Source organism: Sorangium sp. So ce327 (assembly GCF_051530205.1).
Classification (GTDB): domain Bacteria; phylum Myxococcota_A; class Polyangia; order Polyangiales; family Polyangiaceae; genus Sorangium; species Sorangium cellulosum_B.
Map to the genome: position 1 here is coordinate 1,944,742 of NZ_CP150330.1, position 20,841 is coordinate 1,965,582.

Below are 20,841 nucleotides of genomic sequence, written 5' to 3' on the forward strand. Positions count from 1 at the left end.
GGTGCTCCCGGCGCAAGAAGGTGAGTCGGGGCGGCCGGGGGAGCGCGCCCCGCGCACGTCCGCAGATGCCGCGCGCGCGGCGGGGCGTCTTCGGTCCAGCTGGCGAAGCGCACTTCCATGCAGTAGCGGCTCGGGCTCGGACCGGCTCACCACGGGAGTGACTGGCGTGGGGATGTAAGTTTGCCGCAAGAGCGACCGGGGCTCAGGCGCCGCGCGCGACCTCGAGGACGCGGAAGGGCAGCGCGGCGCGCCTCGCCCGAGCGCGGCAGGAGCGCGCGATCGGCCCCCACCAGGTCGTCGAGGGCGTCGAGGATCGCAGCGCTCTCCACGAGCGGCTCCCCGCCGTCCGTCACGAGCACGGGGACCCGCCGGAGCGGGTTGTACTTCGCGATGGACTCCGCGTCGGCCCACACCGACCACGGGCGGTGCTCGTACGCGAGCCCGTAATGCTGGAGCGCGACGGCGACGCGGCGCACGAAGGGAGAGTCGTACTGGCCAATCAGGATCATGGAGGCTCGTTTAACCGAGCCTGCCGCGCGCGGCTACCAGACAGCGCACGTCTTGGTCGGCCGCATCGGCGTGCCCGGCGCGCACTTGAACGCCTCGCCGAACTCCGGGAGGTTCGCGAGCGGGCCGTTCACGCGGAACCGCGGCGGGGAGTGCGGGTTCACCTGGACCATCAGCCGCAGCGCCTCGTCGCGCAGCTTGCCGCACCAGGACTGGCCGTGCGCGATGAAGAACTGCTGATCTTCCGTGAAGCCGCTCGCGACCGTCTGCTCCGCCGCGCCCTTGCGCATCGCGCGGTACGCCATGAAGGCGAGCTTCACGCCCCCGAGATCCGCGATGTTCTCGCCCAGCGTCAGCTTGCCGTTCAGCTTCAGCCCCGGCAGCGCCTCGAAGGCCGAGTACTGCGCCTCGACGCAGCCGGTCTTCTCCTTGAACGCCGCCCCGACCTCCTTCGACCACCAGTCCTCCAGGTTGCCCTTCTGGTCGAACTGCGAGCCCGCGTCGTCGAACCCGTGCGTGAGCTCGTGCCCGACCACCATGCCGATGCCGCCGAGGTTCACCGCCGCGGCCGAGCTCACGCTGTAGAACGGCGGCTGCAGGATGCCGGCCGGGAAGACCATGTGGTTGCGCTGCGGGTCGTAATAGGCGTTCACGGTGGGCGGGCTCATCTGCCACTCGTCGCGATCGAGCGGTTTGTCGATCTTCCCGAGGTCCCACTGCGTGTGGAAGGCGCGCGCGGCGAGCGCGTTCTTCGCGTACGATCTCGGATCGACCTCGAAATCGTAGGTCCTCCACTTGTCGGGATATCCGATGAGGTACGCCATCGCGGCGAGCTTGGCGAGCGCGCGCTGCCGCGTGCCCTCATCCATCCAGTCGAGCGCCCGGACGTCGCGCGCGAACGCGTCGCTGATCTGGTGCACCATCGCCTCGGCCGCGGGCTTGCTCGCGCCGGGGAAGCTCGTCTTGACGAACGGCTGCGCGAGCAGCTCGCCGAGCGCGTCATCGGTCGCGTCCACGCAGCGCTTCCAGCGCGGCCGCACCTCCTTCTGCCCGGTGAGCGCGGCCTGCAGCGTGAAGCTCTCGTCGACGAACGCCTTGGGCAGCGCGGGCGTCATGGAGCGCACCACGTGCCACGACAGGTAGCTCTGCCACGCGGCGGGCTTCACCGACGTGAGCAGCCGGGAGAGCCCCTCGAAGAACCGGACGGAGGTCACGTTGACCTCCTTGACGTCCTGGAGGCCGAGCCCCTGGAAATACGCGTCCCACGAGAACGCCGGCGCGGCCTTCGCGAGCGCCGTCCGGTCGAGCTTGTTGTAGAGGCCCGCCGGGTCTCGCCGCTCGACCCGCGTCTTCGAGATCTTCGCGAGCTCGGTCTCGATCTGCACGACGTCGAGCGCCGCCGCCTTCGCCGCCGCCTCCTGCGCCCCGGCGAGCCGCATCATCCGCGCGACGTGCTCCTCGTAGGTCTTGCGGAGCGCCTTCGATTTGTCGTCCTCGTTGAGGTAGTAGTCGCGGTCTGGCAGGCCGAGGCCGCTCTGGTCGAGCTGCGCGATGACGCGCGTCGCGTCCTTCATGTCCTGCGCGGATGCGATGTCGAACAGCGCCCAGATGCGGCGGCGGTGGAGCTCGGTGACGAGCGCCCCGAGGCCCTTCGGGTCGCGCACCCGCCGCGCCTTCGCGAGGAGGTCCGCGACGGGCTTCGCGCCGGCGGCCTCGACAGCGGGCTCGTCCATGCATGCGCCGTAGTAGGCGCCGATCTTCTTGGTCACCGGATCCCGGTCGCCGGCGCTCGCGGCGTCCTCGAGGATGCGCCGGAGCTCCGCCTCGTTGCGCTTCTCGATCTCGTGGAAGCTCCGCATCCAGACGGACTCGTCCCCCGGTATCTCGGTCTTCGCCAGCCATCCGCCGCACGCGAACTGATAGAAGTCCTCGCAGGGGTTCGCCGATCGGTCGAGCGCGGCCTCGTCGAGCCCGACGCTCTCGAGCTTCGTCTCGACGACAGGGAGGCCCTGCGGCGCCGGCGGCATCAGCGCCTTCACGGTGGGGGGCGGGGGCGCCGGCGGCGGGCTCGCGGCGGGGCCGCAGGCCGCCAGCGCGGAGAGGGCCACGGTGAGCGCGAGGGGAGCGGCAGGCTGTCGGAGCGTGCGCATACAGCGCTCTACCACAGGCCGGCCGTCGCGCGGGCGCGCGATGGCCGCCCGCCGCGGGATCGCGCGCTCGCGCCGGCATCCGCCCGGAGCGGGGCCGGCCTCACTCCCGGTCGAGCTTGCCCATCAGGCTCAGGGTGAAATAGGCCCCCATGTACTTGAGGTGCGGGCGCACCTCGAGGTGGACCCGGTACCAGCCCGCGCTCCCCTCGACCTCGGTCACCGAGGTCCGCCCCTTGCGGAGCGGCCTGCGCGAGCGCACGGCGGGCGACACGACATCCATGTCCGCGACATACTGGCTGAGCCAGCTGTTCAGCTCGCGCTCGAGGTCGCCGCGCTCCTTCCAGGTGCCGATCTGCTCGCGCTGCATGACCTTGAGGTAGTGGGCGAGCCGGCTGACGAGGAAGACATAAGGCAGCTGTGTGCCGAGCCGGTAGTTGACCTCGGCGGCGCGCCCCTCCTCGCTCTGGCCGAAGTACTTGGGCTTTTGCGCCGAGTTCGCGGAGAAGAAGCAGGCGTTGTCCGTGTCCTTGCGGAACGTGAGCCCGATGAAGCCCTCCTCGCTGAGCTCGAACTCGCGGCGCTCGGTCAGCATGATCTCGGTCGGGATCTTCGTCTGGATGGCGCCGAGCGCCTCGTACTCGTGGAGCGTGAGCCCCTCGACCGTGCCGCCGGATTGCGGCCCGATGATGTGCAGGCACCAGCGGTGGCGCGCGAAGCTCTCGGCGAGCCGGGTCGCCATCGCGTAGGTGGGCGCCCCCCAGAGGTACGCCGCGTGGTTGCCCACGACGTCCTCCTCGTAGGAGAACGCCCGGATGGGCGAGGTGCTCGCCCCGTAGGGCAGGCGCAGGAGGAAGCGGGGGAGGAGCAGGCCGACGTAGCGCGCGTCCTCGGACTCGCGGAACGCCGTGTACTTCACGTACTGCGGCCCCTCGAAGAGCGCCTTGATGTCGCCGAGGTGCGGCACCTTCCGGTAGTCCTTGAGCCCGAAGAACTGCGGGCCCGCGACGGCCAGGAACGGCGCGTGCGCCATCGTCGCCACCGCCGCGCATTTCTGGAGGAGCGCGATGTCCTGGGGCACGGGGCCGAACTCGTAGTTCGAGATGATGGCGCCGAACGGCTTGCCGCCGAAATTGCCGAACTCCGACGAATAGGCGATCTTGTAGAGGCCGCTCCTCACGACCTCGGACGAGTCCTCGAAATCCGCGAGCAGATCGTCCTTCGAGCAGTTGAGGATCTCGACGCGGATGTTCTCCCGGAAGTCGATGTGATCGATGGCGAACTTCAGGCCGCGCCACGCGGCCTCGAGGCGCTGGAACACCGGGTGATGCAGGATCTCGTCGATCTGCCGCGACAGCCGCTGGTCGATCTCGGCGATCCACAGGTCGATGAGGGCGCTGTCCAGCGCCGCGCCGGCCTCCGGGCGGCCCGCGACCTTGCCGACCACCGCCTCCACGCCCCGCTTCACATCGTGGTAGGCGCCGTTGGTCGGGGCGACCCCCGTCTCCGCCAGGAGCTCCGCAAGGAGAGAGCCATTGCTCCCCATCACCGGCTCTTCGTGCTGCCCCGCTTGCATGTCCGGAATTTACCACGGTCGCTCGCCGGCTGGAAGCGATGGACACGCCGGCGCCCGCGCGCCCCGCCGCGCCCGGGCGGGACGAGCCCGCGGCGGCGCGGCATGGCGCGGCGCCGCCAGAGGAGAAACGCGCGCTCGGCGCGCCTCGGACGCCCGCGCGGAACGCTCCCTCAGCACGCGAGTCAGGTGTCGACCGGACATGAAAAGCCCATGGCGGTCGCGCGACTGCAGTGTTACAAATCTCGTGTGGGTGCTCCCACGGAAGCCGAAGACATAAGGGCTTTCGTTCGAGTCTGCCCTCTCGCACTCCCGGATCAGGCGCCGACGCCCCCGCGGCGACGCCCGTCCTGGTCGTGGCCGCGCGGCGCCGCGCGGCGCCAGCGCCCCGAACGGCTCGGGGCCGAGTGAAATGGGCAGTGGGAGCACGGAGGGACAGCGGACATCGCCTGTCTCTGTCTATCTCTCCGTGTGCCCTGTGCCCGTGTGGTCCAGATTCTCTGTCTTTCGGCGCGCGTCTGCGCGTCGTCGGCATCCGGAGCGCCTTCGCGCGTCGTCGGTATTCGGCGCGCCAAGGCGCGCCTTGGGTCGTGGATTTCGAGGAGAGGAGTGGGGATGGAACGCCTCGGGCTCGGCATCATCATCGGTATGGGGCTCGCCAGCTTGACGAGGATCACCCGTCCGACCGTCAAGAGGGCCATGAAGCTCGGCTTCGTCGCCGTGGACGCGATCAGGGGCTCGCTCGGCGAGGGCAGGGAGAGGCTCGCCGACCTCGTCGCCGAGGTGAGGGAGGAGATGGCGCGCCAGGAGCAGCGCGCCGGCTCGGGCGGCGCGCAGGGGTTGTCGCGCGCGGAGATGGAGCCGCCCGGGCGCTGACGAGAGGGGTGTTCCGGTGACCCGGCCTCGCAGGCCGGGAGGTGAGCCATGCCGAGCGATCGAGGGGTCGTCATCATCCACTGGGTTCCAGGGCGCGTGCGCCTCGCCGTCCCCGCGCTGCGCAGGGACCCGGCGAGGGCCGAGGAGATCGCGGAGCAGGCGCGCGCGTGCCCCAGCGTCGTCGACGCGCGGGCGAGCGCGTGGGCCGGGAGCCTCACGGTCGAGCACGAGCCCGATGTCCCGCTGGAGGACGTCTTCTCCGAGCTCGCGCACATCCCCGAGCTCTCGGGTTGTAGCTGTCGCCCGATCGATGGGCTCACGCCCTCGCCCTGCGCGACGCCCGCCGAGCCGCCGAGCCCGGGCCGGACGGCGCGCCTCGTCGTCCGTGCCGCGGACAGGCTGAACGCGGCGTCGCAGGTCGTCCCGCCGCCGCAGGTCGACCTCAAGCTCCTTGTCCCGGCGCTCCTCGTCGGGTCCGGGATGCTCCAGCTGCTGATGCGGCGCTCCCCGGCCATGCCCCACTGGATCACGCTCGTGAAGTACGGGGTCGACTTCTTCGTGGTGCTGAACCACGGCCGTATCCAGAGCTTCTTCGCGAGCGCGGGCGCGGGCGCACCCACCGGCGGCGAGGCGGGGTGACGATGGCCGCGCTCCTGTCGACCGCGACCGAGCCGGTCTCGGTGGTCCACGCGGTCCCGGGCAGGGTCCGCCTGCGGCTCCCGCGCATCGGGAAGGACGCGGCCTTCAGTCCGCTGCTCGAGGCGGGGCTCACCGCCGTGCCCGGGGTCCTGTCCGTGCGCATCGCCGAGGGCGCGTCGAGCGCCGTCGTCGAGCACGACCCGCGGCACGTCGACCTGGACGCCATCGTGCGCGCCGCCGCCTCGGCCTCCGCCGCGCCGGCCCCGCGGGGGGCGCTGCGCGCCGCGCGCGCCGCCCGCGAGGCGCGCCGCGCGGCCGCCCTCGCGAAGCGCCCGCTCTACCTGTCGAGCGTCGGCATGGTCCTCTCGCTCGGCAGCTTCGTCTCGCCGCTGCTCGCGTACCCGTTCATCGCCGCGACGTCCGCGCCCATCCTCAAGAGGGCGTGGGACTCGGTGGTGCGGCACCGCAAGCTCAACGTCGACCTGCTCGACAGCCTGGCGATCGCCTCGGCCGTGGCGACCGGAAACGCCATCAACGCGGCCGGCATCATCTGGCTGGTCACGCTCGGCGACCACATCCGCGATCGCACCCAGGCGCGCGCCCGGCGCGCGATCAGCGGCCTGCTCGAGTATCAACAGGACCTCGCGTGGGTGGTCCGCGGCGACGCGAAGGTGCAGATCCCGGTGGCCGAGCTCGCCGCCGGAGACGTCCTCGTCGTCTACACCGGCTCGGTCATCCCGGTCGACGGGACGGTCACGGACGGCGAGGGGCTCGTCGATCAGCAGACGCTGACCGGCGAGTCGATGCCGGTGCTCAAGGGCCCCGGCGACCGCTGCTTCGCGGCGACCGTCATCAAGGACGGCAAGCTGTACATCCGCGCCGAGCGGGTCGGCGGCGACACGACCGCCGCGAGCACGGCGCGGCTCATCGAGAACGCGCCCGCGCTGGAGACGCGCGCGCAGAACTACGCCGAGCTCGTGGCGAACCGGCTCGTCCCGCCGGCCCTCGCCTGCTCGGCGGTCGTGCTCGCCGCGACCAGGGACCTCGGCCGCGTGTCGGCGATCCTGACGATCGACTTCGGCACCGGCCCGCGGGTCTCGGCCCCGACGACGGTGCTCGCGTCGATGAACGCCGCGGCGCGGCGCGGGATCCTCATCAAGGGCGGCGCGTACATCGAGAAGCTCGCGAAGGTGTCGACCGTGGTGTTCGACAAGACGGGCACGCTGACCTCCGGCATCCCCGAGGTGACGGACCTCCTCGTCCACGACGCCCTGTCCGAGCGCGAGGCGGCGACCCTCGCCGCCGCGGTGTCCGCGCGGCAGACCCACCCCGTATCGCAGGCCGTGCTCCGGCTCGCCGAGGCGTGGTGCCTGACGATCCCGGACCGGGAGGAGTCCCGCTACCTCGTCGGCCGGGGCGTGCAGGCCAGGGTGTTCGGCAAGGTGGTGCAGCTCGGCAGCCCCCGCTTCCTCGACGAGCTCGGCATCACCTGCCGCGCCGAGCCCGGCGCGAGGAAGGCGCTCGAGGCGGCGGCGAAATCGCTCCTCTTCCTCGCCGTCGACGGCCGGCACGTCGCCACGCTCGCCTGCCGCGACGCCATCCGGGCCGAGAGCCGCGCGACGATCCGCAGCCTGCGCGCGCGCGGGATCGAGGATATCGTCATGCTGACGGGCGACAGCCGCGAGGTGGCCAGGCAGGTCGCGCTCGAGCTCGGCATCACCCGGTACTTCGCGGAGATGCTGCCCGAGGACAAGGCGGAGATCACGCGCCGGCTGACGCAGGAGGGCCGCACGGTCGCGGTCGTCGGGGACGGCATCAACGACTCCCCGGCGCTGTCGTACGCCGACATCGGCATCAGCGTGTCCGCGGGCGCCGAGATCGCCCGGGAGACGGCGGGCGTCGTCCTCGTGGAGGACGACCTGTCGAAGCTCATCGAGGCGATCGACATCTCGCGCGCCGCGATGCGCCTCATCCACCAGAACTTCTCGATGATCCTCGCCGTGAACGCGGTCGCGTACGCGCTGTCGATCCCCGGGCTCCTCAACCCGGTCGCGGCGACGCTCATGAACAACGGCTCCGCGGTCCTCGCCTGCGTGAACGGACTCCGTCCGCTCATGGCGGCGCCGCGCAGGAAGGCCCGCGCCGGCGGCCCCTAGCGCGCTCGTCCGCGCGCCGCGCCTCAGCCCGGCACGCGCGCTGCACGAGGGATGGAATGGTTGGAATGCAGAGCGAAACGCGCGCCGGATCGAGATCGTCCGCCGCGGACCGGGCGCGCGCGGCGCGCCGGACTGTGCAGTGGCTGCCCGGCGCGGCGCTCCTGGCGTTGATCGGCTGTGCAGCCGTGGCACGGGCGCCTGCCTCGCCGCACGTCGCGGCGGGGAACCCGGAGGATGCCGGCCGGTACCTGATCCTCGTGGGCGGGTGCAACGACTGCCATACGCCCGGCTGGGACCGAGCGGGCGGCAGGCTCCCGACCTCGGAGTGGCTGACGGGCAGCGACGTCGGCTACCGAGGTCCGTGGGGGACGAGTTATGCGGCGAACCTCCGGATCTCCGCCCAGAACCTCAGCGAGGAGGCCTGGGTGCGGATGTTCCGCGAGGCCGCCGGCCGGCCGCCGATGCCATGGCTCAACTACGTGACGATGCACGAGCGCGATCTCGTCGCGATGTACCGCTTCATCCGGAGCCTCGGTGAGAAGGGCGTCCCCGCGCCCCGCGCGGTGTCGCCGGAGGAGGAGCCCGCGACGCCGTACATCCTCATGGTCCCGCAGCAGCCGAAGAGCAGGCCGTAGCCATCGCCTCGCGTCGGTTCGCGTCGGTTCGCGTCGGTTCGCGTCAGGCGTGCAAGCCGCCGAGCGTCGCCGACGCGGCATGGCTCGCCGCCGGCCGCTCGCAGGGCAGCTCCACGGTGAACCGCGCCCCCTCGTCCGGGCGGCTGACGACGCGCACCGCGCCGCCGAGCGCCTCGACGATGCTCTTCACGACGTGGAGCCCGAGCCCGAGCCCGCCGAAATGGCGGCTCGACACCGCGCGCTCGAACCGGTCGAACACGTGCGGGAGCCGCCCCGCCGGGATCCCGATGCCCTGATCCTGCACCACGAGCTCTGCCGTGCCGTCCTTCCGCGCGACGGAGACCTCGATCGGCTTGCCTGCGCCGAACTTGAGGGCGTTGTCGAGCAGGTTCGAGACCACCTGCTCCAGCCTGCTCCTGTCCCACGAGCCCACGACGGAGGGCTCGGCGCGCACGCTCACGGACGAGCCGGACTGCGCGATGCGCTCGGTGAGCCGCTCCAGGACGTCGTCCACGACCTCCGCGAGATCGACCGGCTCGACGTGCAGCTCCAGCCGGCCGGTGTGGAGCTGCGACACGTCCAGCACGTCGTCGATCAGCCGGACGAGCCGTTGCACCTGCCGATCCATCCTTTGCAGGGCGCGCGATAGGCGCTCGTCGGACGCGTGGTCTCCCCGGCGGAGCAGCGCCTGGAGGCCGAGGCGCAGGGAGGTGACGGGCGTCCTGAGCTCGTGCGACGCGACGCTGAGGAACTCGTCGCGGACGCGCACCGCGTGCTGCGCCTCGCGGTAGAGGCGGGCGTTCTCGAGGGCGATCGCGATCTGGTCGGAGAGGAGCTCCAGCACGTGGACGCGAGCGCGCGTGAAGGCGTAAGTGGTGAGGTTGTTCTCGAGGTAAACCACCCCGAGCCGCGCCTCGTTCCGCTGGATGGGCAGGACAAGGACCGACCGCGAGCCGCCCCCGGCGAAATGAGGATCGCGGTCGCGCGCCGGCGCGCTGTCGGCGTCGTCGAGCACGAGGAGCTCGCACGCCATGTGGGCGTGCTCGACGACCCGCCGGGGGACCTCGCGCGACCGGGAGAGCGGCGTGCGCTCGATGGAGACAGGGGTGGCGACGGACCCCTGGGCCCGCACGAAGAGCTCCCCCTCTTCCTCGAGCACGAGCGCGCCGCACTGCGCGCCGGCTGCCTCCAGGCAGACGCCCAGGAGCTTCTCGAGCAGCCGATCGAGCACGATCTCGCTCGAGAGGGTCTCGGCGGCCTTGAGCAGGCTGAGCGCGTCGAGGGCGACCGCCGGGAGCCGCTCCGCGAGCTCGGGCTCGTCGCCGGGCCCGCCGAGCCCGAACTCCTCCGCGAGCGCGTGGGCCTTCTCCGAGGCCCCCCAGCGGGCGAACCCCTGGTGCGCGGCGCGCAGGTACATGGCCGCGATCCGCGCCCGTCCGAGCCCGTGGTAGAAGCGCCCAGCCAGCTCGTTGCCGAGCGCAGCGATGTGGAGGAACCCCCCGCGCGTCGCCGCCTCGACCGCTTGGTCGTACAGCGCTCCGGCGAGCTCGAACCTGCGCTCGACGCGGGCGATCTCCGCGTCGACGAGGAGGCGCCGCGGGCGGAAGTTCTCAGGGCAGCCGAGCTCCCACCTTCGCAGGGCGCGCTGCAGGTCGGCCACGCGCGCGAGCAGCGCGGCCCTCTCCTGCTCGTCGGCCTCATCGCATCGCCACAGCAGCGTGAGCGCGGTGAACAGCGCGCACTGGCACTCGGGGATGTAGCCGCCGAGAAAGTGGATGAACGGGACCGCCGCGTCGGCGTGAGCGATGGCCTCGGCCAGGTCCCGGAGCAGGTACGAGACCTGAAGGCGCCCGATGTGATACACGCACCTCGCCGGCGGCTCCCGCTGCGCCGCCTCGAGGAAGGCCCGCTCGTCGAACTCGGCGTCCTCGGCCGCGTTCTGGCCCCTCGTCAGCCCCTTGAGGCACCGGATGGTCTGCCGGTAGGCGAGCTGGTGGAAGAGCGTCGACTTGTTGCCTGTCTGCCGGCTGAACGCGAGCGCGTCGTTCAGATCGACAAGCACGCGATCGAGCTCCACCCCTGCGGCGAACGAGTGCGCCACGAGCCCCGTGCGCGCGTACGAGGAGAAGCGGAGCTCGCCGGACGACACGCCGAGCTCGATGATCCCCCGGAACGGCGCCCCGCTCGAGGCGAGCGGCGCGACCCACGGATGAACGAACTCGTTGTACATGTACCGGGCGATCGTCTCCTGGGCGCGATCCTCGAACCGCCGCGCGAGCTCCACGGCGAGCTGGCCGAAGCCCTGGGCGCTCGATAGGTCGCCCTCGGCCGCGAGGAGCATCGCGTGCCCTGCGTAGGAGAGGATCGACTCGCTCGAGTTGCCGTGCTCCAGCGCGAAGCGGACGCCGAGAGAGGTGAGGAGCACCAGCTGCTTCCGGTCCGCGAACCAGGCGGGGGCCACCATCTCGGCGAGGAGCCTCATGCGGGCCCGCTCTTCTGGGCTGGTCACGCGGGGCAAGTCGACGAGCGACTCGGGCGAGCGCGCCCCGAGGTGGCTGGCGATGGCCCGCCGCTGCGCCGCGATCTCCACGTCGAGATCCGCTGCGGACAGCTCGACCCCGAAGTCCGTGCGCAGCGTGTCGCGCCCCCAGCCGAGCGCCAGATCGTGCTCGCCGGTGATCGTCGTGCTCATGATCCGGAGCGCCTCCAGGTCGACCTTCTCCGGGATCGACGCCGCGTGGCGGAGCCCCTCTTCCACGAGCGCGCGGGCCATCGCGTGCTGATCGGTCAGCGCGGCGCACTCCGCCGCGTCGCGGTGGAGGGAGAACCAGAGCTCGTAGCGCGCGCGGAAGGCGCCGTCCGGCAGCAGGCGGAGGCCGCTGCGGAAGTACGCGAGCGCCGGGCCGAAGGCAGCGGCGTGGCGCGCCTTCACGCCGGCGCGGTGGTTGAGCTCGGCGAGGTGGCCCCGCTGCTCCGCGTCGAGCAGCGCGGCGCCGAGGTTCAGCTGGTCCGCGGCGTCGAACAGCGCCGCGTCCGTCCCGTTGGTGCAGGTGGCCTCGAGGAAGCGGCCGATCTCCAGGTGCAGCTGCATCCGGAGCTGCTCCGGCCCGAGCTCGTAGGCCGTCTGCTGGACCCGATCGTGGACGAACCGGATCGCGAGCCCCGCCTCGCGCTCGCACGTGCCGTCGGGCACGACGAGCCCCTCGCGGAGCGGCTGGACGAGCGACGCGGTCGTCTCGTCGACGGATCGGCCGAGCACCGCCGCGATGAGCCTGAGCTCCGCGCGCTTGCCGATGCACGCGGCGACCTGCAGGAGCTCCTGCGCCGCCTGGGGCAGCCTGCGGACGGACTCCGACATCAGCTGGACCACGTTGTCGGTGACCCCGACCCGCTCGATCCGGCCGAGATCCCACATCCATGTCGAGCGGATCGCGTCGAAGAGGAGCAGGCCTTTCTCCTGGAGCGACCGGAGGAGCTGGCGGATGAAGAAGGGGTTCCCCGCCGTCTTGGCGACGAAGAGCTCTGCGAGAGGGCGCGCCCGCTCCGGCTCGCAGCGGAGCGCCTCGGCGAGCAGCGCGACGACCGCCTCGACGCCGAGCGGGCCGAGCGAGAGGTGCGTCAGCGGGGGGACCTGCGCGCCCCGGATCTCCTCGATGGTCTGGTGGAGCGGGTGCGCGGCGCCGACTTCCCTCGACCGGTACGCGCCGAGCAGCAGCACGTGCTTGCTGCCTGGATCCGCGGCGAGGGCGCGGAGGACGCGGAGCGACGCGGCGTCCGTCCACTGGAGGTCGTCGAGGAAGATCGCGAGCGGCGGCCGCTGGCTGGCCACCGCGCGCACGAAGTCCTGGATCGCGAGCAGGAAGCGGTTCTCCGCGCGCATCGGATCCGAGGCCGGCAGCGCGGGCGCGTCCCCGAGGAGCTCGGTGAGCTCCGGGCAGAGCTCGCCGAGGGCGCGGCTCCGCTCGCTGACCGCCTCCCTCAGCTGCGCGCGGCTCTCCTCCGGCTCGGCGCGGAGCGCGGCCGCGAGGGCGCGGAGCGCCTCTGCCAGGGACGCATAGGGGACGTTCGCCGCGCGCAGGTCGAACTTGCCCTGGATGAACCGCCCGCCCCGCTCGGCGACGGTGTCCTGCAGCGCCTCGACGAGGGCGGTCTTTCCGACGCCTGCCTCCCCGGTCACCAGCGCGAGCTCCGTCCCGCCGTTCGACACGCGGGCGAGCGCGCCGCGCAGCGCGGCGAGCTCGCGTTCGCGGTCGATCAGGCGCTCGGGCAGCGGGAGCCGCCGCGCCAGGTCCATGCGGCCGAGCTCGAACGGCGCGATGGTGCCTGCGGCGCGCCATCGCCTCTGCGCCTCGTGGAGGTCCTGAGCGAGGCACTCGGCGCTCTGGTATCGCAGGTCCGGCATCTTCGCGAGGAGCCGCTGCACGAGCTCGGAGAGGACCGCCGGGACGCTGGGGCTCGCGACGCGCGCGGGCACGGGGCTCCTCGCCATGTGGGCGTGCACGAGCGCGAGCGGATCGGCGTCCTTGAAGGGCGGCGCGCCGGTGAGCATGGCGTAGAAGGTCGCTCCCAGCGCGTACAGATCCGAGCGCGCGTCGATGAACCAGCAGGTGCGCCCCAGCTGCTCGGGGGACAGGAAGGGGAGCGCGTCGAGCTTCTCGAGCTCCACGGCTCGGGGCATGCTCGTCAGCTCGGCCGCGTCCGAGAAATGGACAAGGGTGACCTGCCCGTCCTCGCCGAGGACCACGCGGCCTGGGGCGATCGCGCGGTGGACGACGCCGCTCCCGTGGATGCGCGCGCACGTCTCCGCGAGCGCGATGGCGATGTCGAAGAACGCGTCCAGCGCCAGCGGCTCTCGCGCGAGCCGCCGCTCGAGGTCCTCGGGGCCTGCGTCCTCGAGGAACAGCGCCGGCATGCTCTCCGGGCCCTCCAGCGCGAGCGGCCGCACGACCCCCGGCACATCGAGCCGGCGCAGGAAGGCGTGCTCGCGCAGCAGGAGGGCCGCCGCGCCCGGGGCTGGATGACGCCCCCGAACGGTTTTCTGCACGACCATCCTCCCGGCAAGCCTCTGTCTGCGGAGCAGAAATCGGCTACAGCGGTGGACCTCAGTCGCTTCCGCCCGAGTCATACGCGTTCCCCCTCGCGCGTTGCCGCGAGAATATAAAGCAGGATGCGTGCTGGTGCGAGCCGGGAAGTCCCGGGTCTCGTGATATGGGAGAGACGTCGGGTTGTGCGCTTCGCGCCATCGCGCGGCGGCGCCGCCGCTTCCTTCCTCTCGGCACGACGACGCGCGCGCTGCGCTGCCTCACCCTCGTCGCGAGGGTTCGCCTCCAGCGGTCTTTTGCCAGGCCGTTGGGCCGCGCGGACAGGGGTGAAACGGGCAGGGGTGAGAGGGGAGCGCGGCGCTGGCCTCGAGCTCCGGCGACGACCGCCGACCGCCAATCCGGCGAGCGAAGGTGCTAGGATGAATCAGCGCATGTACGGGGGGCGGGCGGCTGCCCCCGCGCCGGTGCGCGCTGCGGGGAGCTTTGATGAACGCACCTGTCGTCGCAGGGGACGTGATCGCCGAGAAGTACCGGGTCGACAGGATCTCGGGCAGCGGCGAGCTGGGGACAGTGGCCTTCGCGAGCCACCTCGTGCTCCCGCAGCGGGTCGCGATCGAGCTCCTGCTCGCCGACGGCAGCCCGGAGCGCGTGGAGCGCTCGCTCCGGGAGGCGCGCGCGGCGGTGGCGCTCAAGGGGGAGCACGTCGCGCGGGTGCTCGACGTCGGCCAGCTCGCCTCGGGGGTCGCGTACATCGTCACGGAGCACCTCGACGGGCAGGACCTCTCCGAGCTGCTGCGCGGCCGCGGCCGGATCGAGCTCTCGGAGGCCATCGATTGGGTGCTGCAGGCCTGCGTGGCGGTGGCCGAGGCGCACGCCGCGGGGATCGTGCACCGCGATCTCGAGCCGGCGCGCCTGTTCCTCGCGACGAGCCCCGGCGGCGCGACGCTCCTCAAGGTGCTCGGCTTCGGCGCGTCCAGGGAGCTGCCCGGCGCGAGCGACGGCGGCGCGCCGGCGCGGACGCGGGAGGAGCTCGGCGCGCCGCTCTACATGGCGCCGGAGCGGCTGCGATCCTCGGTCGCCGTCGACGCCCGCGCCGATGTCTGGTCGCTCGGCGCGATCCTGTACCGGCTCCTGACCGGGCGGCCGCCGTTCGAGGCGAGCTCGCTCGCGGATCTCGCGCCGCGCATCGCGAGCGCGGCGCCGGCGCTCCCGAGCGCGCTGCGGTCCGACATCCCCCCTGCCATCGACCGCGTGCTCCTCTGCTGCCTCGAGAAGGACCCTGCGCGGCGGCCCACGAGCGTGGCCGAGCTGGCGATCGCGCTCGCCCCTCACGCGTCGGCGGAGGGCCAGGATCACGTGGAGCGGGCCGCGCGGCTCCTCGGCGCGACGCTCCCGCCGCGCCCCCGCGCCTCGCTCCCGACGATCGGGCTCGGGCTCAGCGCGAGGCCCCGTCCGCCCGAGAGCGCCGGACCGAGCTCGGAGGCGGGCCCGGTGACCCAGCGGCACGGCGCGTACGGCGCGCAGGACACGGGGCGCAACAGGGCGCGCATCGCGCTGATCGCCGCCGTCGCGTCGCTGCTCGCGATCCTCGGCGTGGCCGCGACGCAGCTCAGGTGAGCCGGCGCCGGCCGAGCCGCCGCGGGCGCAGGAGCGCCGCCTCCGGCCCTCGCCGGAGGGGCATCGTCGCCGCGAGCGCGGCAGGATGGGAGAAGCCGGAGAGCCGTCCTGTCTCCCAGGGACGCGGTCGCAGATCCTCGCGGCTATGCCGAGAAAACGTGGCATCCGCGTAGACCGGCTGTCGTAGTATCCGCCGCATGCCGCATTCTCTCCCACATTCCGGGGGCGGTCTCGCTCCGCCCGCGCGCATCGGCAAGGTCGCATTCCTCGGGTATGGCCGCTTCGGTGCGGCGCTCGGGTCGCTGCTCCGCGATGCGGGGATCTCGGTGCGCGCGTTCGACCCTTCTGCGGAGGTCCGCGGCGCCGCGCGGGCCGCCTCGCTCCCGGAGCTCGTGGACGGCGCGGAGCTCGTCATCGTCGCCGTCCCGGTGCCGGCGGTGCGCGAAGCCCTGCTGTCGCTGCGGCCGCACCTTGCGCCGGGGCAGCTGGTGGCCGACGTGGGCAGCGTGAAGAGCGTGCCGGCGAGCGCCATGGCCGAGGTGCTCGGCGAAGGCCGGCCCTGGGTGGCGACGCACCCGCTCTTCGGTCCGGCGAGCCTCGCCCGCGGCGAGCGCCCGCTGCGCGTGGTCGTCTGCCCCAACCCGGCGCACCCGGACGCCGTGCGCCGCATCGTCGCGCTGTTCGAGCGGATCGGCTGTCAGGTGCTCGAGCAGGCGCCGGAGGAGCACGACCGCGTCATGGCCTTCACGCACGCGCTCGCGTTCTTCATCGCGAAGGGCATGATGGACGCGGGCGTGCCCGCTGGCGCGCCCTACGCGCCGCCCTCGTTCCAGGGCATCGCGCACACGATCGAGACGGTGCGCGTCGACGCGGGGCACCTGTTCGCCGCGCTGCACCGCGAGAACCCCTTCGCGGGCGAGGCGCGCCGCCGCCTCATCGACGCGCTCGTCGCCGTCGATCGAAGCCTCGACGTCCCGACCAAGGACGCCGCGCCCGAGGACCTCGCCGCGCTCGCGATCCCTGATCTCGGCGCGCTCTCTCCCGAGCTCCGCGAGACGCGGGAGCTCATCGACGACCTGGATCTGGAGCTCGTCGGCCTGCTCGCGCGGAGGGCCGAGCTCGTCCAGCGCGCCGGGCGCGCCAAGGCCACGATCGGGGCGGCGGTCCGGGATCCGTTGCGCGAGGCGCGGCTGATGGAGTCGCGCCGCCGCTGCGCCGTCGAGCTCGGCCTCGACCCTGACGGCGTCGCCGAGGTCTTCGAGGTGATCCTCCGGCACTCGCGCACGCTCCAGGAGCGGCGCTCCGCCGTCTAGCGCGCGGCGCAGGCGACCGGCTCCTCACACCGAAACACGAGGCACACCGAGCGCGTCGAGCGGGTATCGACAGAGAGTCAGGAGAGCGTCGATGCCTCGCTCTCCGCGCCACGTGCGTCGGCTTTCTTCGTGTTTCTCCGATTCTCGCGCTGCTATCACGGCCTCTTCGAGGGGGCGCTCCGTGGCGCTCGGTGGCGCACGAATTCCTCTTTCCACCCTGGCGTGCTCCGGTGTAGGGTCTGCGTGCGGGAATCATGCAGCGGCGTCAGGCGCCCCCTTGTGGATACTGCAGGTGAGGCCTGGGTCGCAGATAAGACAGCGCCTCGATTACGATACGAGCTCGTCGGCGCAGGGCAGCGCACGGGAGGGGCTGGAATGGATCTGCGGAGCGGCCATGCCGGGCGGGCCGAGCGTCCCGGGGCTGAGCGTGGCCGGCGTGCGCTCCGCGCGCCGGCGCCCCCGCGCAGGGCTGCCTCCGGGAAGTCCCTCCGGCGCCCGGAGGGGCGCTCCGGCAGGTGGGCGGGCGTGCTCACCCTCCGCCGCGGGCGCGCGCTGCGTCCCTGCGGCGACATGGTTTCCCCGAGCCTCCTCGCACGGAGCGCTGGAGCGGGCTGGAGCGGATGCGGCAGACGCCGCCTGAAAGCGGTGGACACAGCCCCATTCCTGAGGATGCTGCGAGGCTGGCCGCGGCGCTGACAACGGAGCAAGGGGGGGCAAGGAGACGCGGGATGAGGGCAGAAGTAGGCAGAGTCAACATCCTGATCGTTGACGACAGGCCTGAGCAGCTCCTCTCCCTGGAGGCAGTCCTCGCGCCGCTCGGCGAGAACATCGTCAAGGCGGCGTCCGGGAGGGAAGCGCTTCGCCATCTCCTTCAGGAGGAGTTCGCGGTCATCCTCCTCGACATCAAGATGCCTGAGATAGATGGGTTCGAGACGGCGACGCTCATCCGCAAGCGGAGGAGCACGCTGCACACGCCGATCATCTTCCTGACGGCGCACACCGAGCGCGTCTATGTCGAGCGCAGCTATTCGCTCGGGGCGGTCGATTACATCATGACCCCGTTCGCCCCCGAGGTCCTCCGCACCAAGGTGTCAGTCTTCGTCGATCTCTTCAAGAAGACACAGAAGATCAAGCTCCAGGCGGAGTCGCTGCGCGCGCACGCGGAGCAGCTCCAGCGGCTCAACCGCGCCGCGCTCACGATCAACTCGGCCCTGTCGCTCGACGCCATGGTCGCGGCGATCACGGAGGCGGCCCGCGACGTCGGCGGCGCCCATCAGGCGATGACCCTCGTGAAGCTGGAGCGGCCCGGTGAGCGGGCGCGGACCGCGGTGTCGCTCTCGGAGCGGTACACGACGTTCCAGAAGGAGGCGCCTCCCCCCATCGCCGGCAAGCTGTGCGCGCTCGTCTGCGCCAGGAACAGGCCTCTCCGGCTGACGCAGCGAGAGCTCTCGCTGCACCCGGAGTGGCTGGACAACGGCGGGCAGAGGCCGCCGCCGCGGGGGTACCTCGCGGCGCCCCTCACCGCGGCCGACGGCCAGAACATCGGGACGATCCAGCTCTCGGACCGGAACGACGGCGAGTTCTCCGACGACGACGAGACCGTCCTCGTGCAGCTCGCGCAGCTCGCTTCCATCGCCATCCAGAACTGCGTGCACGCCGAGGCGCGCGAGGCGAACCGCCTGAAGGACGAGTTCCTCGCCACGCTTTCCCACGAGCTGCGCAGCCCGCTGAACGCGATCCTCGGCTGGACGCACCTCCTGCGGTCCGAGCCGTTCGATGAGCAGCGGGTGTCCCACGGGCTCGAGGTGATCGAGCGCAACGTGGCCGCGCAGACGAAGCTCATCGAGGATCTCCTCGACGTCTCGCGGGTCACGACGGGCAAGCTGAGCATCAGCGCCGCGCCGATGGCGCTCGCGCCCGTCGTGGAGACCGCCATCGACGCGATCCGCCCCGCCGCCGAGGCGAAGGGCCTCACGATCGACGTCTCGCTCGACCCCGACATCGAGGTGAACGGCGACGCGGATCGGCTGCAGCAGGTCGTCTCGAACCTCACGTCCAACGCGCTCAAGTTCACCCGTCCCGGGGACCATATCCTCGTCTCCCTCCGGCGGGCCGGCGCGACGGCGGAGCTCACGGTGCGCGACACGGGGGAGGGGATCGCGCCGGATTTCCTCCCGCTCGTCTTCGAGCGCTTTCGCCAGGCCGACAGCACGAGCCGCAGGACGCACGCGGGCCTCGGCATCGGGCTGTCCCTTGTGCGCCATATCGTCGAGATCCACGGCGGCTCGGTCGTGGCCGACAGCCCTGGGTTGCACAAGGGGTCGACGTTCGTGGTCCGGCTCCCGCTCCTCGGGGTCGGGCGCAGCTCGCTCCCGGCGCTCTCGAGGGAGGGGCGGTCGCGCTCGCTCGCTTGCTCGGAGTCCGCGTCCAATCTCGGCGGGCTCCGTGTCCTGCTCGTCGAGGACGACGCGGACGCCAGGGAGCTCCTTCAGGAGGTGCTGTCGCAGCACCACGCCGAGGTGACGGCCGTGGCTTCGGCCCGCGAGGCGCTCGCGGCGTTCTGCGCGGATCTCCCGCACGTGCTCGTGAGCGATATCGCCATGCCGGGCGAGGACGGCTATGAGCTCATCCGCGCCATCCGCCAGCGCCCGCCGCAGGCCGGCGGCGATCTGCCCGCGCTGGCCCTGACGGCCTATGCTCGCAAGGAGGACCAGAAGCGCGCGCTCGACGCCGGCTTCCACATGCACGCCACGAAGCCGATCGAGCCCGCCGCCCTCGTGGCCGCCGTGGCCAGCCTCGCGGCTCGGGCCCGCGCAGGCGACCTCCCCTGCGCCCGGGAGCGAGGGTCGAGCGAGGAGATCAACCCGTGAAGAGCGCGCGGAGACGAGGGGCCGCGGGCGCTCCATAGCGGCGCGCCTCCGCGTTCTCCGTCGCTCGCACATCCAACCTGAGCTCGCTCGCTACCTCGCCCGCCCCGCCAGCGATATCGGGTCTCTCCCCAGCGTGCCTGCGCTCATGAGCAGGGACGAGGACCATGGCCGATGGGCATCGGGCCTGGGACTTGCACTTCTTGCACGTGATGACGCGAACGTGTCCTCATGACCAGACCGGGAGCCGACCCATCGGGGCCAGACGAGGCGCGTCCGCGCTGCAGTCGGGCTCTGTTCGCGTGTGGCGCGGCGCCGGCGCCGCTCCTCCAGGCCGCTCACGCCAGGAGGCTTTGGCTCATGGGGCCCTCACCTCTGGAGGTCAATCCGTTATGGCGGATGAGCTGTCAGGCGCAGTCGCCTTCACGCGTCATGTTCGCCCCGCGTCGATGTAGGCGAATGTGCTTGACCAGCGGGAGCTCACGGGGGGGCACCCACATGCAACGATGATGCAGTGAGACAAAAAGCTTGCGTAATCCAGTATGGTGGCTTATCGTCCACCATAACGGAATCCCCACGGAGTTGACACCGGCCCATCGAATGCAGCGTGCTCATAGCGCTTTTTAGGGCGCACATTTTGCGCGAATTTGCGTGGATTGAGTCGCTTGGCGGTGTGGAGCGGTGATCGGCGCGGGGTTCTGCCGAGTCATTCTTTGGGGGGGACAACCCAACGGAGAGAACGAACCATGAACGCTTCGAAGAGCATCTTTGCAAGCGCGCTGCTGCTAGGCGCGACCATGATGATGATCGGCGCCGGATGCGGCGATGACGATGGGACCACCACCTCCTCCACGACGACGAGCTCGGCGTCGGGCACGGGCGGCGAAGGCGGCGAAGGCGGCGCCGGCGGCGAGGGTGGCGCGGGTGAGGGCGGCGGCACCGGCGGCGAGGGTGGCGCGGGCGAGGGCGGCGGCACCGGCGGCGCGGGTGGCGAGGGTGGCGCGGGCGGCGGCACCGGTGGTGCCGGCGGCGCTGGCGGCGCTGGCGGCGCTGGCGGCGCCGGCGGCGCTGGCGGCGCGGGCGGCGCCTGAGACGAGCGCGTCGATAGCGGCCATCCCTCGCCGAGCCCGCGGTACGGCAGGCGGGGGATAGGCCGTTGGAGCGCCACTCATCACCTCCCGTCCCCATGCGTCTTCGCGGCTGCATGGCTCGGTCGGGCGTTGTTCGGCGCTCTATCGCGATGTGCAGGTTCGTGGGATGCTAGCTCGACCGCCAGGCCAGCGCGTTAGGCGTGCGAATGTGCGCTGAAGCGAGCCGAACGACGCGGATGAGCCCGTAGCGCACGAAGTTGCGCCGCGCTGTAGGCTCGGGAATCACGGGTAGGCTGGGAGACGGCAAGTGCTCTGTGTCTTCCCACCGTCCCGTGGTGTCCCGAGCATTTTGATTTCGGAAACTGTGTCTGTCAGCGC

11 protein-coding genes and 1 pseudogene are annotated in these 20,841 nt (G+C 71.9%); 8 read left to right on the plus strand and 4 right to left on the minus strand.

From position 1 onward, the window contains the following. Nucleotides 1-233: 233 nt before the first annotated feature. The 3 genes and pseudogenes from WME95_RS07315 to tssC all read right to left on the minus strand — a co-directional run. Nucleotides 234-509, minus strand: a pseudogene (locus tag WME95_RS07315) (glutathione S-transferase family protein); the annotation flags it as partial. 33 nt (nt 510-542) lie between these two features. Beyond that, nucleotides 543-2,657, minus strand: coding sequence for a M13 family metallopeptidase (locus WME95_RS07320; RefSeq protein WP_437907702.1), 2,115 nt, complete (start codon nt 2,655-2,657; stop codon nt 543-545). A 100-nt stretch (nt 2,658-2,757) separates the two neighbouring features. Continuing rightward, entirely contained in the window at nt 2,758-4,230 is a 1,473-nt protein-coding gene (gene tssC, locus WME95_RS07325; protein ID WP_437907703.1) for a type VI secretion system contractile sheath large subunit, read from the minus strand. 612 nt (nt 4,231-4,842) lie between these two features. Between tssC and WME95_RS07330 the strand changes: the two genes are divergently transcribed. The 4 genes from WME95_RS07330 to WME95_RS07345 all read left to right on the plus strand — a co-directional run bounded on the left by WME95_RS07330 (nt 4,843) and on the right by WME95_RS07345 (nt 8,533). After that, nucleotides 4,843-5,103 (plus strand): hypothetical protein, encoded by a 261-nt coding sequence (locus tag WME95_RS07330; RefSeq protein ID WP_437907704.1) that lies wholly within the window; start codon nt 4,843-4,845, stop codon nt 5,101-5,103. Nucleotides 5,104-5,151: 48 nt separating this feature from the next. Next, nucleotides 5,152-5,742 (plus strand): hypothetical protein, encoded by a 591-nt coding sequence (locus WME95_RS07335; protein WP_437907705.1) that lies wholly within the window; start codon nt 5,152-5,154, stop codon nt 5,740-5,742. 2 nt (nt 5,743-5,744) lie between these two features. Then, the gene (locus WME95_RS07340) at nt 5,745-7,898 is read left to right on the plus strand and encodes a heavy metal translocating P-type ATPase (RefSeq protein WP_437907706.1); all 2,154 of its coding nucleotides are present in this window, start codon (nt 5,745-5,747) and stop codon (nt 7,896-7,898) included. A 65-nt stretch (nt 7,899-7,963) separates the two neighbouring features. Continuing rightward, complete coding sequence (locus tag WME95_RS07345) at nt 7,964-8,533, plus strand: cytochrome C (protein WP_437907707.1); 570 nt, start codon at nt 7,964-7,966, stop codon at nt 8,531-8,533. 43 nt (nt 8,534-8,576) lie between these two features. Here WME95_RS07345 and WME95_RS07350 read toward each other — a convergent pair whose 3' ends face one another. Continuing rightward, entirely contained in the window at nt 8,577-13,658 is a 5,082-nt protein-coding gene (locus WME95_RS07350; protein ID WP_437907708.1) for an AAA family ATPase, read from the minus strand. 403 nt (nt 13,659-14,061) lie between these two features. Between WME95_RS07350 and WME95_RS07355 the strand changes: the two genes are divergently transcribed. The 4 genes from WME95_RS07355 to WME95_RS07370 all read left to right on the plus strand — a co-directional run bounded on the left by WME95_RS07355 (nt 14,062) and on the right by WME95_RS07370 (nt 20,463). After that, nucleotides 14,062-15,192 (plus strand): serine/threonine-protein kinase, encoded by a 1,131-nt coding sequence (locus tag WME95_RS07355; protein WP_437907709.1) that lies wholly within the window; start codon nt 14,062-14,064, stop codon nt 15,190-15,192. Between the two features lie 197 nt (nt 15,193-15,389). Continuing rightward, nucleotides 15,390-16,505 carry a prephenate dehydrogenase/arogenate dehydrogenase family protein gene (locus tag WME95_RS07360; RefSeq protein ID WP_437907710.1) on the plus strand — a complete coding sequence of 372 codons (1,116 nt, stop codon included), beginning with the start codon at nt 15,390-15,392 and terminating at the stop codon, nt 16,503-16,505. A 728-nt stretch (nt 16,506-17,233) separates the two neighbouring features. After that, nucleotides 17,234-19,375 carry a response regulator gene (locus tag WME95_RS07365; RefSeq protein WP_437907711.1) on the plus strand — a complete coding sequence of 714 codons (2,142 nt, stop codon included), beginning with the start codon at nt 17,234-17,236 and terminating at the stop codon, nt 19,373-19,375. 743 nt (nt 19,376-20,118) lie between these two features. Next, entirely contained in the window at nt 20,119-20,463 is a 345-nt protein-coding gene (locus WME95_RS07370) for a hypothetical protein (protein ID WP_437907712.1), read from the plus strand. Nucleotides 20,464-20,841 lie beyond the last annotated feature (378 nt).

Coding starts and splice junctions, on each gene's coding strand:
- WME95_RS07345 (WP_437907707.1), top strand. CDS start 7,964: ATGCAGAGCGAAACGCGCGCCGGATCGAGATCGTCCGCCGCGGACCGG.
- WME95_RS07355 (WP_437907709.1), top strand. CDS start 14,062: ATGAACGCACCTGTCGTCGCAGGGGACGTGATCGCCGAGAAGTACCGG.
- WME95_RS07335 (WP_437907705.1), top strand. CDS start 5,152: ATGCCGAGCGATCGAGGGGTCGTCATCATCCACTGGGTTCCAGGGCGC.
- WME95_RS07330 (WP_437907704.1), top strand. CDS start 4,843: ATGGAACGCCTCGGGCTCGGCATCATCATCGGTATGGGGCTCGCCAGC.
- WME95_RS07370 (WP_437907712.1), top strand. CDS start 20,119: ATGAACGCTTCGAAGAGCATCTTTGCAAGCGCGCTGCTGCTAGGCGCG.
- WME95_RS07340 (WP_437907706.1), top strand. CDS start 5,745: ATGGCCGCGCTCCTGTCGACCGCGACCGAGCCGGTCTCGGTGGTCCAC.
- WME95_RS07320 (WP_437907702.1), bottom strand. CDS start 2,657: ATGCGCACGCTCCGACAGCCTGCCGCTCCCCTCGCGCTCACCGTGGCC.
- tssC (WP_437907703.1), bottom strand. CDS start 4,230: ATGCAAGCGGGGCAGCACGAAGAGCCGGTGATGGGGAGCAATGGCTCT.
- WME95_RS07360 (WP_437907710.1), top strand. CDS start 15,390: ATGCCGCATTCTCTCCCACATTCCGGGGGCGGTCTCGCTCCGCCCGCG.
- WME95_RS07350 (WP_437907708.1), bottom strand. CDS start 13,658: ATGACTCGGGCGGAAGCGACTGAGGTCCACCGCTGTAGCCGATTTCTG.
- WME95_RS07365 (WP_437907711.1), top strand. CDS start 17,234: ATGAGGGCAGAAGTAGGCAGAGTCAACATCCTGATCGTTGACGACAGG.